Raw genomic sequence first — 14,969 nt, 5'->3', positions numbered from 1 at the left:
CGGCTTAGCCCCAGTGCGGAGGACGCTGCTCGCGCAGCCAGGCGTCCCGGTCCTCGTCCTGGTCGCCCCAGGCGCGGGGGTCGTCTTCGGCTGCCTTGGTGGGGAGCGCCGGGGACTGGCTGCGCTTGGCGCGGCGGGGCCGCAAGCCGTCCTGGCCGGCCTCCTGTGCCTCGGCCGCAGCCTCCGTTTCAGCCTCTGCCGCAGCATCCGTTCCGGACGCGGACGGTGCCTGTCCAGCATGCTCGGCCGCATGTTCGGGCTTTACCGCCGCGTGCTCCGGCTTTCCTGCCGCGTGCTCCGGCTGTCCCGAAGCGGCGGCCGAACGGCCGTTCCTGTTGACCGGCTCTTCCGGCTTCTGCAGTCCCAAGTAGCCTCCGATCAGGTCCGCGCATTTCTCCGGATCAGTGAACACCTCGATGGTCCACAAAGTCAGTGGCCGCCAGCCGAGCCGTTCCAACTGCTGCGGGCGCAGCCGGCTGCGTTCCCGGACGGTCAATTCCCGGTAGGCAGGGGTGCCGTCCGATTCCAAAGCCACCGGAAGCGTCGGTTCAACATCCGGCGAATACTGTACCGTGCCCGTGCTGGCCACAATATCGATGAGTCCGTAATAGTGGTCCCAGACGCGTGCGCCGCGGCTGCGGACACGCTCCACCAGGTCCGCGACCAGCGGGTCGTCGATCCCGGGCGAGAGTTCGGACGCGCGGAAACGCCCGTCGCCGAGGTGACGGTCCAACAGGTCATGGAAATCGACCGCTCCATGTCGCAGCCGCTCCGGGTCCAGATCCTCCGGGCGGAAGCAGCTGAGGACGTGCAGCGAATGCCGGGAACGGGTCACCGCGGTTGCGAAGAGTGCCCGTCCCCCGGCCGCCGAGAGCGGCCCGAAGTCGTGCACTGCGCGGCCGTGCGGCGTCCGGCCGAAGCCCAGCGAGAAGATCACATCATCCCGGACCAGTCCGGAGGCGCGTTCCACGGGAACCACCCGGAAGGGCTCCTGACGGCGTTGGAAGAAACTCGTGGCCGAGGGGTGGTTGGGCAGCTGCAGCCGGATGGCCTCAGCGACCCGGGCCGCATGCCGGGCACTGGCCGTCACCACCGCCAGCGACCGGGACGGCCGCAGGCTGATGTGCTCGAAGACCAGGTCCACCACGCGGTTCAGTTCAGCCGGAACGCTCTCCACACCTTCGTGTCCGGCGCCGGGCATGCCGGTGCCGTCCGGCAGGTATTCGACTTCCAGGCCACCGCCGCGGATGGAGCTCGCAGCGGGCAGCCGGGACAGCGATCCCCCGTAGAACTTGTCGCTCAACGCACGAGTCAGGTCCAGGTCCACAGCACGGTACGCGGTAGTCAGGCGCACCACCGGCAGCACCTCAGACAGCGCGTGGAAGCAGCTGGTCAGAGGCTTCGGGCCCTCGCCGGTGACCGGATCATCGCGGCGGTCCACATTGACTTCGAAGGGCGCAGCGCGACCCAGCTCGCCGTCGCCGAAGGCCACCACCTGGTGCCCCCGGGAGATCGCGGCAAGAGCCGAGGGCAGGCTGGTGACCTCGGCGTCGAGGACGATCACGGCGTCGAAGTGCTTGCCTTCGGGCAGCAGCAGGGGCAGCACCAGCGGGGAGGCGGTCCAGATCGGCAGCAGCGCCGACACCAGCGATTCCGACTGCTGTCCCAGCGCGGCCAGCGTCGGTTCGCCGGACTTGAGCAGGTCGCGCAACCGGTGCGCGGCCTTGGGCTTGCTCTTGAGCGAATGCTTCCAGTTCTGTGCCAGTTCCCAGCGCAGCCGGCCGGGCCCGGAGGCGATGTGCGCGTTGTCGGCGAGCCGGTAGACGGCTTCGAGCTTGCGAAGGTTGTCGCCGTCCGACATGGCCAGGTAGTCGTCGCCGCTGATCATCGCTTCCAGCGCCGACTGCCACCAGGCAAGGTCCAGTTCAGCACCAACCTGCTCGGCACCGACTTGGCGTTCGGCCAAGTCGTCCAGCAGCTCGCCCAGCCCGTGTTCGCGCATCTGCTCCAGCAGCAGCGTCCGTTCGGGCAGGTTGATCAGTGTTTCCTTGTCCGCGGCCAGCGCATCCAGCTGTTCCTGGAGCTCGCCGTCGGGCATCGCCGCCAGCGCACGGTCGTCTTCCGGCACCGGGGCCAGCAGGGCGGCCAGCTTCTGCAGCCTTGCGGCCACGTCCCGGTAAAAGCTGTTCAGGTCGGCCAGGCCGGACGGAACCGCCGGATGGCGCTGCGACGTGGCGTAGTCGGCCCACTTGGTCCGCTGCTGCTGCACCTCGAAAAGGGACTCATGCAGGTCCGAGATGTGCACGCCGGGGCGGATGTATTCCTTGGCGACCTTGCGCAGCCGGGAGCGGGTCATCGAGCTCATTTCGATCCCACGGTCCCGCCGCCAGGAGCTCGGCGCGGTTGCCGAGATCAGGTCGGTGACCGGCCGGTCGAAGATGTCCGGGGTGAATTTGTCCAGGCTCCCGCGCACCTCCACCAGCAGCTGCAGTTGCTCGCCCCACTCGCGGAAGGTCCCGGCGAGGGCGATCTGCGAATGCTCGGCCACCTTGTGCATGCGCGTGCGCAGCTGCGGGACATCTTTGGCCAGGTCGGAGGCCAGCTGGTGGGCGTCCTCTGTTTCCTTGCGGTTGAGCAGCTTGGCGCCGAACCACGGGCTGGTGGTGGCGGATTTGCTGAAGCTGCCCAGTTCGGCCGCGCGGACCAGCCGGGCCGCGAGTTCGGCCCGGTCGGTGATGCTGTCCAGCACCGACCGCTTCAACCGGACGGTGGTCGCCGGTGCCGGATCCAGCGAGGTGAGCTTTGCGAGCGACTGCATCGCCTGGTAGGGCGAGCAGCGCCAGCGGGTGCGCACATTGTGCAGCGACTTCACATGGTCCAGCAGCTTGTGCCGGTGGTCGGTGAGCGTGGCGTGCAGCTTACCCAGCTGCGGCTCCTGCGCCTTTTCGCTGCGGCTGATCGCGCGGATCAGCGTCTGGCGCAGCTGGTCGGGCGTCAGGTCTGCGCTCAGCTGCAGCGCCAGCGACCCCAGATCCACGGTGTCCAGCAGCTGCGCGAATTCGTTCAGCGTGCCGCGCCGCTCCGCGACCACCAGCACACTCTTGCCTTCGTACGCGAGCGCCGCCGCGGCGTTGAGTGCGGTCTGGGTCTGCCCGGTCCCCGGCGGCGTCGAAACCACCAGCGAGTGACCGGCCTGGACCAAATCCAGCACCTGCTGCTGCGCCGCGTCGGCGTCCAGCAGCAGGAACTCGTCCTGCGGATCGCGTTCATCGATCGGCGGCAGGTCCACCTCCGGCACCGGCACCGCGCCCAGACCGTGAGCGGCGGGTTGCGCTTCCGCGGATCCGGCGCCTGCTTCGGCCAGGGCCTGGATCACCGGGTGTCCGGCATCGATCAGGACCGGATCGGTCACGGCTTCCAGATCGGCGAACGTGGAGACCAGGAAATGGTGTTCGATGGTCATGTTCCGCACGTCGGCGGTGAGCAGGCGCAGCCGTTCCAGCACCGGGTGCGGATCCAGGCGGGCCGTGCCGTAGGCCAACCTGGCGGTCGCCTCGGCGTCGATACCGATCCCCTGCTCGGCGGACAAATGGCGGACGAGGGCAGGGTTCAGCCGGGCTCGGTCGGCCAACTGCAGCTCGAAGTCGTCCTGGCTGGGACGCACGGTCAGGGCGATGGGCGTCAGCATCACCGGGGCATTGAGTGCCTCGGACCGGCCGACCTCCGGCACCCGCCAGGACGCTGTCCCCGCGGCGAGATATCCGACGTCGATGCCGCGTTCGGATCCCAGCTCCAGGATCTTGGCCCGCAAGCTGCGGGCGGTGCGCATCGCAGCCGCGTATTGGTTCGGATCGCGCAACAGGGTGGAGAGCCGGGTGCGGCGACCGGCCAGCAACTGGGCCAGGCCGGACGGGTGGGCATGCGTCAGGTCGATGCTGTTCGACGACGTCGGGGCAAACCGCAGCAAGGTGTCGGACCCGGCCACATCGCCCAGGTTCTCCAGCCACGATGCCACAACGTCTTCAGCAGCCTCGGCTACGCTGGCCAGCGACACGGCTGCCCCCTTCACTTCACTCTCGGCAACTTGCCTCGACCACAACGGCATGTCAATCAAGGTATCGGACTTTAAACGCCAAACGGGCGACCGCAACACTGCCTCAGCGAATTTGCTGTGCAGTGTACCCGCGGCTGCGCGGCGGGTAGGCAGCGGTTGCCCGTTGTGGCTACTCCCACTCGATGGTTCCCGGCGGCTTGCTCGTCACATCGAGCACCACGCGGTTGACCCCGTCCACTTCGTTGGTGATCCGGTTGGAGATCCTGGCCAGCAGGTCGTACGGGAGGCGCGACCAGTCGGCGGTCATCGCGTCTTCGGAGGAGACCGGACGGAGCACAATCGGATGGCCATAGGTGCGGCCGTCGCCCTGCACGCCCACGCTGCGCACGTCCGCCAGCAGAACCACCGGCATCTGCCAGACTTCCTGGTCCAGGCCGGCAGCGGTCAGCTCCGCCCGGGCAATCGCGTCGGCCTTGCGCAGCAGGTCCAGGCGTTCCTGCGTGACTTCGCCGATGATCCGGATACCCAGACCCGGGCCGGGGAACGGCTGGCGGCCGACGATCTCGGCCGGCAGGCCCAGCTGCGCGCCGACGGCCCGGACTTCGTCCTTGAACAGCGTGCGCAGCGGCTCGACCAGTTCGAACTGCAGGTCCTCGGGCAGACCGCCCACGTTGTGGTGGCTCTTGATATTGGCGGCGCCCTCGCCGCCGCCGGACTCGACCACGTCCGGGTACAACGTTCCCTGCACAAGGAACTTCACCGACTCGCCTTCGGCGGCGGCCTCGGCCAGCACGGCCTTCTCGGCTGCTTCGAAGGCGCGGATGAACTCGCGGCCGATGATCTTGCGCTTGGTCTCCGGATCGGTGACTCCGGCCAGCGCAGACAGGAAGCGCTGCTGCTCGTTGGCCACGTACAGTTTCACGCCTGTGGCGGCGACGAAGTCGCGCTCCACCTGCTCGGCTTCGCCCTCGCGCAGCAGCCCGTGGTCAACAAAGACACAGGTCAGCTGGTCGCCGACGGCGCGCTGCACCAAGGCCGCGGCGACGGCGGAGTCCACCCCGCCGGACAACCCGCAGATCACGCGGGAATCGCCGATCTGGGCACGGATGCGCTCCACCTGCTCTTCCACGATGTTGCCGGTGGTCCAGTTGGGCTCCAGGCCGGCGCCGCGGAACAGGAAGTTCTCCAGTACCTGCTGGCCGTGCGCAGAGTGCTTGACTTCCGGGTGCCACTGCACGCCGTAGAGCTTCTTTTCCTCGTTCGCGAAGGCCGCTACCGGTGCGCCAGCCGTGCTGGCCAGCACGTCGAAGCCTTCGGGTGCCTGCTGCACCGAGTCGCCGTGGCTCATCCAGGTGTTCTGCGAGGCCGGGATGCCGGCCAGGATGGAACGTCCCTCCCCCACTATGGTGGCGTCAGTGGCGCCGTATTCGCGCAGGCCGGTCTTCGCCACCGTGCCGCCCAAAGCATTCGCCATGGCCTGGAAGCCGTAGCAGATGCCGAACACCGGGACGCCGGTCTCGAACAGGTCGGCGCCGACCCGGGGCGCGCCCTCGGCGTACACGCTGGACGGGCCGCCGGAGAGGATGATGGCCACCGGGTTCTTGGCCATCAGCTGTTCAGTGGTGAAGGTGTGCGGAACGATTTCGGAGTACACGTTGGCTTCGCGTACGCGGCGGGCGATCAGCTGCGCGTACTGGGCCCCGTAGTCAACAACGAGGACAGGCCGGTGGTCCGTAGTGGCGGGGGGAGGAGTAGTCACCCCTACAGGATAGTCGCCGTGCCGGGGGCCACGCACTTTGACGTCGGGCTTCCCAGCGTGAGTTAAGGCACGACGGCGGTGCGCACCGCCGTCGTGCTGCTCCCCTGGGGCCGGTGGCTGGTTTGGTCAGTAGCGCTTGGCGGCTTCAGGGTGGGCGGTCAGTTCTTCTTCCACCTCGCGGTGCACCTTGCGCTCCATGATGAAGGACAGGAACGGGATCACGCCGCCCAGGGCAATCAGCACGAACTTGGTGAACGGCCAGCGCATCAGCGACCAAAGCCGGAAGTCGGCAATCAGGTAGAGCACATACAGCCAGCCGTGCGCCACCAGCACCGCGATGGAAAGGTTCATGCCTTCGATCACCGACGGTTCGGCCTGCGCCAGGCCGAGCGCGAAGGTCTCCCCGGTCAGCGTGTTGGTTGCGCCGGCGAAGAGGAACAAGTTGAAGCCGTAGCGCAGCACCATCTCCGCGCAGAGCAGCAGCAGCATGATGCCGGTGATGTAGGAGGTGATCTTGTAGAACGTCAGGGCGGAGCGGATCTGCGTGTGCGTTCCGGCGAAGCGGCGCTTGGCGGGGCGCTGGGTCGGCGCGGCGGAACGGTCTGGAGCGTTGTCTGTCACGTGGACTACCTCGTTGCGTGGGGTGTGTTGCTGGGTTTGGTCTGGTCGGCGCCGTCCAGGTCACCGGAATGCGGTACGGCCGGGCCGGCCGCGCCGCCGCGTTCGGATTCAGCAGCGGAGCGGGCTTCTGCGGCCGCGTCTTCGGCGTCCTCCAGATCGCGGCGGTAGTCGTCGGCCACCAGCCGCCACCAGAGGAAAATGGCGAAGCCGGCGAAGACCACCCATTCGACCGCATAGAAGACGTTCATCCAGTTGACCGGCGTTTCCTGCGGCTGCGGTCCGACCACCACCGGCTGCATGGCAGTGCCGTCGGTCGCCGTGCCCAGATCCTTGCCGGCAACGGTCAAACCGGTACCGACCACGAAGCCGGAGTAGCTCGGCACGTCCCAGCGGTTGATCAGCTCGGCCACCGAGAGGGAGGCAACCTGCCCGGCCGGCCGGGCTCCGGAGAGCGGCGCCTCGGTGGGCAGCAGCCGGCCGACGAGGGTGGCCTCGCCGTCCGGGGCCGGAACGGCATCCGCCGGATCCTTGATCCAGCCGCGCACCACGGGGATGACCACGTCTTCGCCGAGCTGCTTGACGCCGTCCACGGCGAAGGCGTCCACCACCCAGAGGCCGTTGTCACCGTCCTGCAGCCGGTTTTGGACCAGCACCTGGGCGCCGGGGACGAAGCTGCCGTCCACGCTGACCATTTGGTCCGCCGTGGTGGCCATCATCGGGATGCCGGGCTCGAAGACATCGGTCAGCGGCTTGACGGTTTCCGTCTCGCCCGGGGGCGGCGGCGGTTCACTTTGGGACGCGGAAAACTGCCACTGGCTCAACAGCACAAACACCGTGGATAGCGCCAGCGCAAGCACCAGAGCCGCTATCCAGCGGGGTTTCAGGGCAGTCTTGAGCACCCTTTAAAGGTACTTCGCATGCTTGTAGAAAACGAATCCGCGCCGCGTTCCGCCTGGCGGTTCCGCCTCCCTCAGGCCAGCGGAACGATGTCGTCAACGCCCATCCGGGCGCTGTCTGCGGAGACGTCGTCGGGCTGCTCCTGGCTGAGCCGTTCTGCCTCCACCCGGGCCAGATAATGCTTCACTTCGCGTTCCACTTGCTCCTCGCTCCAGCCCAGGATCGGCGCCATCAGCTGGGCGACCACCGGTGCGGCCGAGACGCCGCGGTCCCAGGCCTCGATGGAGATCCGGGTCCGGCGGGTGAGGACGTCGTGGATATGCCGGGCTCCCTCGTGCGTGGTCGCATAAACCACCTCGGCCGCCAGGTAGTCGTCGGCACCCGGCAGCGGTTCGGCCAGCTCGGGCCGCTCGGTGATGATGTCCAGCACGTCCCCGGCCATCGATCCGAAGCGGTTGAGCAGGTGCTCCACCCGGGCCACGTGGATGCCGGTCCGGTCCGCGGTGCGGCTGCGTTTGTTCCACGCGGCCTTGAAACCGGACGCGCCGAGCAGCGGGATGGTGTCCGTGCAGCTGGGCGGCACCCGCTCGTCCAGCGCCCGCGCGGCTTCGTCCACGGCGTCCCTGGCCATCACCCGGTAGGTGGTGTACTTGCCGCCGGCCACCACCACCAGGCCGGGAACCGGGTGCGCCACCACATGTTCGCGGGAGAGCTTGGCGGTGGAATCGTTTTCACCGGCCAGCAGCGGCCGGAGCCCGGCGTAGACGCCTTCGACGTCTTCCCGGGTGAGCGGGCGCTGCAGCACCTGGTTGACGTGGTCGAGCAGGTAGTCGATGTCCCGGGACGAGGCCGCGGGATGGGCCTTGTCCAGGTCCCAGTCGGTGTCCGTCGTGCCGATGATCCAGTGCCGGCCCCAGGGAATCACGAACAGCACGGATTTTTCGGTGCGCAGGATCAGCCCCACGGTGGACTGGAAACGGTCCCGCGGCACCACCAGATGGATTCCCTTGGACGCGCGCACGCTCAGCTGGCCGCGCTCGGTCACCATCGCCTGGGTTTCGTCCGTCCACACACCGGTGGCATTGACCACCTGCTTGGCACGGATATTGAATTCGCTGCCGTCTTCTTGGTTGCGGACCCGGGCACCGACCACGCGCTCGCCCTCACGCAAGAAGTCGATGACAGCCAACCGGTTGACCGCGTGCGCTCCGAACGCTGCGGCCGTGCGGACCAGGTTCACCACCAGCCGGGCGTCGTCCACCTGCGCATCGTAGTAGCGGATGGACCCCACCATGGCGTCCTTCTTCAGGCTGGGGGCCGCCCGGTGGGTCCCGCGCCGGGACAAATGTTTGTGGAAGGGCACTCCGCGGCCGCGCCCGGAGGCCACCGCCAGGGCGTCGTACAGGGCCACACCGGCGCCGACATAGGGCCGCTCCACGAACCGTTTGGTCAGCGGATACAGGAACGGCACCGGCCGGACCAAGTGCGGCGCAATGCGCTCCAGCAACAGCCCGCGCTCCTGCAGCGCCTCCCGCACCAAGGCGAAGTCCAGCATCTCCAGGTACCGCAGCCCGCCGTGGATCAATTTGGAAGAGCGCGACGACGTTCCCGAGGCCCAGTCCCGCGCCTCCACGATGCCCACGTCCAGCCCGCGGGTCACCGCGTCCAGTGCCGCGCCGGCACCTACTACACCGCCACCGACGATCAGCACGTCCAGTTCGGCGCCGCGCTCGACGGTGCCGCGCAAGGCGGCGAGCGACTGCTCGCGGCTTGCGGGACTCAGTGCACCGTCGGTCATGGGCTCAGCCTTCCTGGGTCGGGGTCAGTCGCCGGGCTGGATCGGTGCCAGCACCACTTCGCAGCGCTGGAACTCCTTCAGGTCCGAATACCCGGTGGTGGCCATCGACCGGCGCAGTGCTCCGACCAGGTTGGACGTACCGTTTGTGTGGTTCGACGGCCCGTGCAGCACCTGTTCCAGCGGGCCCACGGTGCCCACGTTCACCCGGTCTCCGCGCGGCAGCTCGTCGTGGTGGGCTTCCTGGCCCCAGTGCCAGCCGCGGCCGGGGGCTTCTTCGGCCCGGGCCAGCGCGGAACCGAGCATGACGGCGTCGGCGCCCATGGCGATGGCCTTGACGATGTCGCCGCTGAAGCCCAGTCCGCCGTCGGCGATCACATGCACATAGCGGCCGCCGGACTCATCCATGTAGTCCCGCCGCGCGGCGGCCACATCGGAGATCGCCGACGCCATCGGGGCGTGGATGCCCAGCGCGCGGCGGGTGGTGGTGGTCGCTCCCCCGCCGAAGCCCACCAGCACGCCGGCGGCACCGGTACGCATCAGGTGCAGGGCCGGGGTGTAGCCGGCGGCGCCGCCGACGATCACCGGCACGTCCAGCTCGTAGATGAACTGCTTCAGGTTCAGCGGCTCCTGCGTCTTGGACACGTGCTCTGCGGAGACGGTGGTGCCGCGGATCACGAAGATGTCCACGCCGGCGGCCAGTACCGTCTTGTAGTACTCTTGGGTGCGCTGCGGGGTCAGCGAGCCGGCCACGGTGACGCCGGCTTCGCGGATCTCGGCCAGGCGGGAGGTAATCAGTTCCGGCTGGACCGGCGCCGAGTAGAGCTCCTGCATCCGCTTGGTGGCGGCCGGGTTGAAACTCTCCGTGCCCAGGGCATCGATTTCCTCCAGCACCGGCAGCGGATCCTCGTACCGGGTCCACAAGCCTTCGAGATTGAGCACGCCGAGGCCGCCGAGCTTGCCCAGTGCAATGGCGGTGGCCGGTGACATCACCGAGTCCATCGGTGCCGCGATCACCGGCGCGTCGAACTTGTACGCGTCGATCTGCCAGCTGACGGAGACGTCCTTCGGATCGCGCGTCCGGCGCGACGGGACGATCGCCACGTCATCGAGGGAGTAGGCTCGGCGCCCACGCTTGCCACGGCCAATTTCAATCTCGTAAGTCACGGCTCTAGGTTATCCCACTGCTGGAACGCTTCACCGATGACGGGCAGGGAAGGGGCCGTCGCCGACTGCTGCGCTGGCTGCCGGCCGCCCCTCCTCCGACTGCTGGCGTCACCCCCACGCAGGCGGTACGCTCGACCTGCCGCACGGCAGGCACGCGCACCGGAGGCCCGCTCCCTTCACGGTTGCCGGCTGCCCGCCGCAGGAAGCCGGAGCGGGAAGTGGGCAGTCATGGAAGGAAGAATCCGGCGGTCCGTAAAGCGTTCGCGGCCGTTCGCAGGCGGCGTGGCGTCCACCCTGTGTTTTGGCATCGCCGGACTGGTCTGGTCGCTGCCCTTCCTTCGGTCGCGCCGCGTGCGGAGAGCCGCGTCCTGTACCGTCTGCGCCTTGCATCAGCGGATGCGCGGCATCGCTGTCTACGTGGTGGCGGCCCTGCTCGTTGCGGGAGCCGCAGCCCGCGCCGTGGATTCGTTCTCCCCGCCTATCGTCTGCCACAGCCACATCACTGCCGACGGGCGGATCAAGCCTGAACCGTATCTGCAGGTTTCGCCTCCGGCCCCCTGGCGCATCGCCCGCAATATTTTGGTCGCCCCGATCAGCGGCGTCGGAGTCCTGACCGGGCGCAGCCTGGCGATGGACACGTGCTCCGGGCCGTCGCTGTGGGTCAAGTTCTGGCCTCCGCCGCGAACCAGCGGTGGCGGAACAATGCTCGGCGACGTGTTTGTTGCGTGGATGCCGCCGGTAGCCCCGTGGGGCCCCTTGAGCGTCTACGGGTATGGCATCGGCGACGAGGGCCAGTACGTCCGCTACGGCCCGAACATGTCCCAGAGCCGGGCCGAGGAGGCGAATCTCGCCAAACACGAATCCCGGCACATCGACCAGTGGGCCGTCGGCAACGTGCTGGCCGGCCCGTTCGCCTTCCCGGCGGCCTACATCATCGACGGAGCGCTGTTCCCCTCCTCCCGCAACCACTTCGAACGAGCCGCCGGGCTGTCCGACGGGGCGTATCCGCCCGCCCCGGATAACTGGCCGGCGCCGCGCTGGCCCGACACGGCGGCCCTGCTGGTCATCGCGCTTCTGATCTTCCGACGTCGGCTCCGCTGGCTCAGCCGCCTCGCGGTCGGCGGCCGCGGGAACGCCCGTGTCCACGCCCCGATGCGCTGTCCCATCCATACCCGCGGCTGGTCGCAGCCCGCCGTCGCTCCCCCGATGCCGCCGCCCGCCGCTCCTTAACAACGACGGCGCCGCTCCCCTGGTCCGGGGAACGGCGCCGTCGCGAGCTGTGGGACTACCGCTTGTAGTTCGGTGCTTCCACGGTCATCATGATGTCGTGCGGATGGGATTCCTTCAGGCCGGCCGCCGTAATCCGGACGAACTTGCCCTTGGCCTTGAGCTCGGCAACAGTGCGGGCGCCGGTGTAGAACATGGTCTGGCGCAAGCCGCCCACCAGCTGGTGCGCGACGGCTGAGAGCGGGCCGCGGTACGGAACCTGGCCTTCGATGCCTTCGGGGATCAGCTTCTCGTCGTCCGGCACGTCGGCCTGGAAGTAGCGGTCCTTGGAGAAGGACGTGTTCTTGCCGCGGGTCTGCATGGCACCCAGCGAGCCCATGCCGCGGTACGCCTTGAACTGCTTGCCGTTGACGAACACCAGATCGCCCGGGGACTCGGCGGCGCCGGCCAGCAACGAGCCGAGCATCACGGTGTCCGCACCGGCGACGAGGGCCTTGCCGATGTCGCCGGAGTGCTGCAGGCCGCCGTCGGCAATCACCGGAATGCCTGCCGGGATGGCCGCCTTGGCCGATTCGTAGATCGCCGTGATCTGCGGGACGCCCACCCCGGCCACCACACGGGTGGTGCAGATGGAGCCGGGGCCGACGCCCACCTTGATGGCGTCGGCGCCGGCGTCGACCAATGCCTGCGCACCCTCGCGGGTGGCCGCCTGGCCGCCGATCACGTCCACGTGGGCCGCGGCCGGATCCTTCTTGAGCCGGGCGATCATGTCCAGCACGCCCTGGCTGTGGCCGTTGGCGGTGTCCACCACGAGCACGTCCACGCCGGCCTCGATCATGGTCATCGCACGCTCGTAGCCGTCACCGAAGAAGCCGACGGCGGCACCGACGCGCAACCGGCCGTCGTCGTCCTTGGTGGCCAGCGGGTACTGCTCCGCCTTGTCGAAGTCCTTGACCGTGATCAGGCCCTGCAGAATGCCGGCGTCGTCCACCAGCGGCAGCTTTTCGATCCGGTTCTTGCCCAGCAGTTCGATCACGTCGGCGCGGCTGATGCCCACCTTGCCGGTGATCAGCGGCATCGAGGTCATCACCTCGTGCACCTTGGTGGTCGGGTAATCGGCGCGGGGCACAAACCGGGTGTCGCGGTTGGTGCAGATGCCCAGCAGCTTGCCCTCGGAGTCCACCACCGGCAGGCCGGAAACGCGGTAGTTGAAGCAGAGCTCGTCCAGTTCGGCGAGCGTGGCGTCCGGTGCGATGGTCACCGGATTGGTGATCATGCCGGACTCGCTGCGCTTGACCCGGTCTACGTGCTCGGCCTGGTCGGTGATGGAGAGATTGCGGTGGATCACGCCGAGTCCACCCTGGCGTGCCATGGCGATAGCCATCCGGGATTCGGTCACGGTGTCCATGGCCGCGGAGAGCAGCGGGGTCTGCACGGTAATTCGACGGGTCAGGCGTGAGCTGGTGTCGGCCTCGGACGGAATGACATCCGTGGGGCCGGGCAACAGGAGAACGTCGTCGTAGGTCAGACCCTCGAAAGCGAACGGATTGAATTCTTCGGACACTGCAGGGCCTTTCGAGCGATACCGGTTGCGGCCTCCGGGCACGATCCAGAAGACCGGCTCCTGAGGTTGGTTACATCCTAAACGTTTCCGACGCGCCGGGTATTTCTGCCCGCTGTGGATGTGGTGGAGGTAACGGCGGGCGGAGCTCCCGGGCCCTGATCCGGACAGCAGAGAGGGGACCAGGCCTGGCCTGATCCCCTCTGCGCTGTTGCTACCGTGGATCTCCGCGCGCGGCGACCCTACCGGCGGTTAGTGCTGGTGGTTGTGCTCGTCCTCGTCGGCCGGCTTCTCCACCACCAGGGTTTCGGTGGTCAGCACCAGGGCTGCGATCGAGGCTGCATTGCGCAGCGCCGAACGGGTCACCTTCACCGGGTCGATGATGCCGGCGGCGAACAGGTCCTCGTACTCGCCGGTGGCGGCGTTGAAGCCGTTGTTGACGTCCTGCTCGCCCACCTTGGAGACAACGACCATGCCCTCGTGACCGGCGTTTTCGGCGATCCAGCGCAGCGGCTGGACCAACGCGCGGCGAACCAGCCCGACGGCGGTGGCGGCATCGCCTTCAAGGGCCAGCACGTTCGGGTCGGTGTCCAGAGCCTGGGCAGCGTGCACCAGGGCGGAACCGCCGCCGGCCACGATGCCTTCTTCCAAAGCAGCGCGGGTGGAGGACACTGCATCCTCGATCCGGTGCTTCTTCTCCTTCATTTCGACCTCGGTGGCAGCACCGACCTTGATCACGCCGATGCCGCCGGCCAGCTTGGCCAGGCGTTCCTGCAGCTTCTCGCGGTCCCAATCGGAATCGGTGCGCAGCACCTCTGCCTGCAGCTGGGCCACACGGTCCGCCACATCGGCGTCGGAGCCGGCGCCGTCCACGATGGTGGTGTTGTCCTTGGTGACGGTGATCCGGCGGGCGGTACCCAGCACCTCAAGGCCCACCTGGTCCAGCTTCAGACCGAGGTCGGCGGAGACCACCTGGGCGCCGGTGAGCACCGCGATGTCCTGCAGCATGGCCTTGCGGCGGTCGCCGAAGCCGGGCGCCTTCACCGCGGCGACGTTGAGCGTGCCGCGGATCTTGTTGACCACCAGGGTGGACAGGGCTTCGCCGTCGACGTCTTCGGCGATGATGAACAGCGGCTTGTTGGCCTGCAGCACCTTCTCCAAGAGCGGCAGGAACTCCTGCACCGTGGAGATCTTGCCCTGCGAGATCAGGATGAGCGCGTCTTCGAGGACGGCCTCCTGACGCTCCTGGTCGGTGACGAAGTACTGCGACAGCAGGCCCTTGTCGAACTGCATGCCTTCAGTGAGCACCAGTTCGGTGTCCATGCTGGAGGCTTCTTCGATGGTGATGACGCCGTCCTTGCCCACCTTGTCGAAGGCTTCAGCCAACAGCTGGCCGACCTCGGGGCTCTGGGCGGAGATGGTGGCGACCTCGGCCACCTTGTCCTCAACCTCGCGGGCGTTCTCCAGCAGGCGTGCGGCGACGGCCTCGACCGACACCTCGATGCCACGCTTGAGGGCACCCGGTGCGGCGCCGGCGGCCACGTTGCGCAGGCCTTCCTTGACCAGGGCCTGGGCCAGCACGGTAGCGGTAGTGGTGCCGTCGCCGGCGACATCGTTGGTCTTGGTGGCGACTTCCTTGGCCAACTGCGCGCCGAGGTTCTCGTACGGATCGTCGAGCTCCACTTCGCGGGCGATGGTCACGCCGTCGTTGGTGATGGTGGGGGCGCCCCACTTCTTGTCCAAGACCACGTTGCGGCCGCGCGGACCGAGGGTGACCTTGACGGTATTGGCGAGCTTGTCGACGCCGGCTTCCAGCGCCTTGCGGGCCGCGTCGTTGAACTCCAACTGCTTTGCCATGAATTTGTTCCTTTCACGCGAAATGCCCCGG

General features: G+C 68.0%; 9 protein-coding genes. 1 reads left to right on the top strand and 8 read right to left on the bottom strand.

Going from position 1 to position 14,969, the window contains the following annotated elements; all coding sequences use genetic code 11:
- Positions 1 to 4 precede the first annotated feature (4 nt).
- The 6 genes from ACMX2H_RS06385 to ACMX2H_RS06360 all read right to left on the bottom strand — a co-directional run bounded on the left by ACMX2H_RS06385 (position 5) and on the right by ACMX2H_RS06360 (position 10,293).
- Positions 5 to 4,105 (bottom strand): DUF4011 domain-containing protein, encoded by a 4,101-nt coding sequence (locus ACMX2H_RS06385; protein ID WP_414959704.1) that lies wholly within the window; start codon positions 4,103 to 4,105, stop codon positions 5 to 7.
- Between the two features lie 118 nt (positions 4,106 to 4,223).
- Positions 4,224 to 5,813, bottom strand: a complete 1,590-nt coding sequence (gene guaA, locus ACMX2H_RS06380; protein ID WP_414959703.1) for a glutamine-hydrolyzing GMP synthase — start codon at positions 5,811 to 5,813, stop codon at positions 4,224 to 4,226.
- A gap of 126 nt (positions 5,814 to 5,939) precedes the next feature.
- The gene (locus tag ACMX2H_RS06375; RefSeq protein WP_414959702.1) at positions 5,940 to 6,434 is read right to left on the bottom strand and encodes a DUF3817 domain-containing protein; all 495 of its coding nucleotides are present in this window, start codon (positions 6,432 to 6,434) and stop codon (positions 5,940 to 5,942) included.
- 5 nt (positions 6,435 to 6,439) lie between these two features.
- A complete protein-coding gene (locus ACMX2H_RS06370; RefSeq protein WP_414959701.1) occupies positions 6,440 to 7,333 on the bottom strand; it encodes an SURF1 family protein in 894 nt (297 codons plus the stop codon).
- Between the two features lie 71 nt (positions 7,334 to 7,404).
- Complete coding sequence (locus ACMX2H_RS06365; protein ID WP_414959700.1) at positions 7,405 to 9,129, bottom strand: glycerol-3-phosphate dehydrogenase/oxidase; 1,725 nt, start codon at positions 9,127 to 9,129, stop codon at positions 7,405 to 7,407.
- A 24-nt stretch (positions 9,130 to 9,153) separates the two neighbouring features.
- On the bottom strand, positions 9,154 to 10,293 hold the full coding sequence (locus tag ACMX2H_RS06360) for a GuaB3 family IMP dehydrogenase-related protein (RefSeq protein WP_414959699.1): 1,140 nt from the start codon (positions 10,291 to 10,293) through the stop codon (positions 9,154 to 9,156).
- A 396-nt stretch (positions 10,294 to 10,689) separates the two neighbouring features.
- On the opposite strand from ACMX2H_RS06360, the gene ACMX2H_RS06355 reads away from it, so the two are divergent.
- Positions 10,690 to 11,523 carry a hypothetical protein gene (locus ACMX2H_RS06355; RefSeq protein ID WP_414959698.1) on the top strand — a complete coding sequence of 278 codons (834 nt, stop codon included), beginning with the start codon at positions 10,690 to 10,692 and terminating at the stop codon, positions 11,521 to 11,523.
- Between the two features lie 55 nt (positions 11,524 to 11,578).
- Here ACMX2H_RS06355 and guaB read toward each other — a convergent pair whose 3' ends face one another.
- A complete protein-coding gene (guaB, locus tag ACMX2H_RS06350) occupies positions 11,579 to 13,084 on the bottom strand; it encodes an IMP dehydrogenase (protein ID WP_414959697.1) in 1,506 nt (501 codons plus the stop codon).
- Between the two features lie 249 nt (positions 13,085 to 13,333).
- On the bottom strand, positions 13,334 to 14,938 hold the full coding sequence (groL, locus tag ACMX2H_RS06345) for a chaperonin GroEL (protein ID WP_414959696.1): 1,605 nt from the start codon (positions 14,936 to 14,938) through the stop codon (positions 13,334 to 13,336).
- Positions 14,939 to 14,969: the final 31 nt, after the last annotated feature.

This window comes from Arthrobacter sulfonylureivorans, assembly GCF_047607445.1.
GTDB classification, from domain to species: domain Bacteria; phylum Actinomycetota; class Actinomycetes; order Actinomycetales; family Micrococcaceae; genus Crystallibacter; species Crystallibacter sulfonylureivorans_A.
The sequence above is the reverse complement of the archived record's forward strand: the minus strand, read 5'-3'. Positions and strand labels throughout refer to the sequence as shown.

Coding starts and splice junctions, on each gene's coding strand:
- ACMX2H_RS06385 (WP_414959704.1), bottom strand. CDS start 4,105: ATGCCGTTGTGGTCGAGGCAAGTTGCCGAGAGTGAAGTGAAGGGGGCA.
- ACMX2H_RS06365 (WP_414959700.1), bottom strand. CDS start 9,129: ATGACCGACGGTGCACTGAGTCCCGCAAGCCGCGAGCAGTCGCTCGCC.
- ACMX2H_RS06355 (WP_414959698.1), top strand. CDS start 10,690: ATGCGCGGCATCGCTGTCTACGTGGTGGCGGCCCTGCTCGTTGCGGGA.
- groL (WP_414959696.1), bottom strand. CDS start 14,938: ATGGCAAAGCAGTTGGAGTTCAACGACGCGGCCCGCAAGGCGCTGGAA.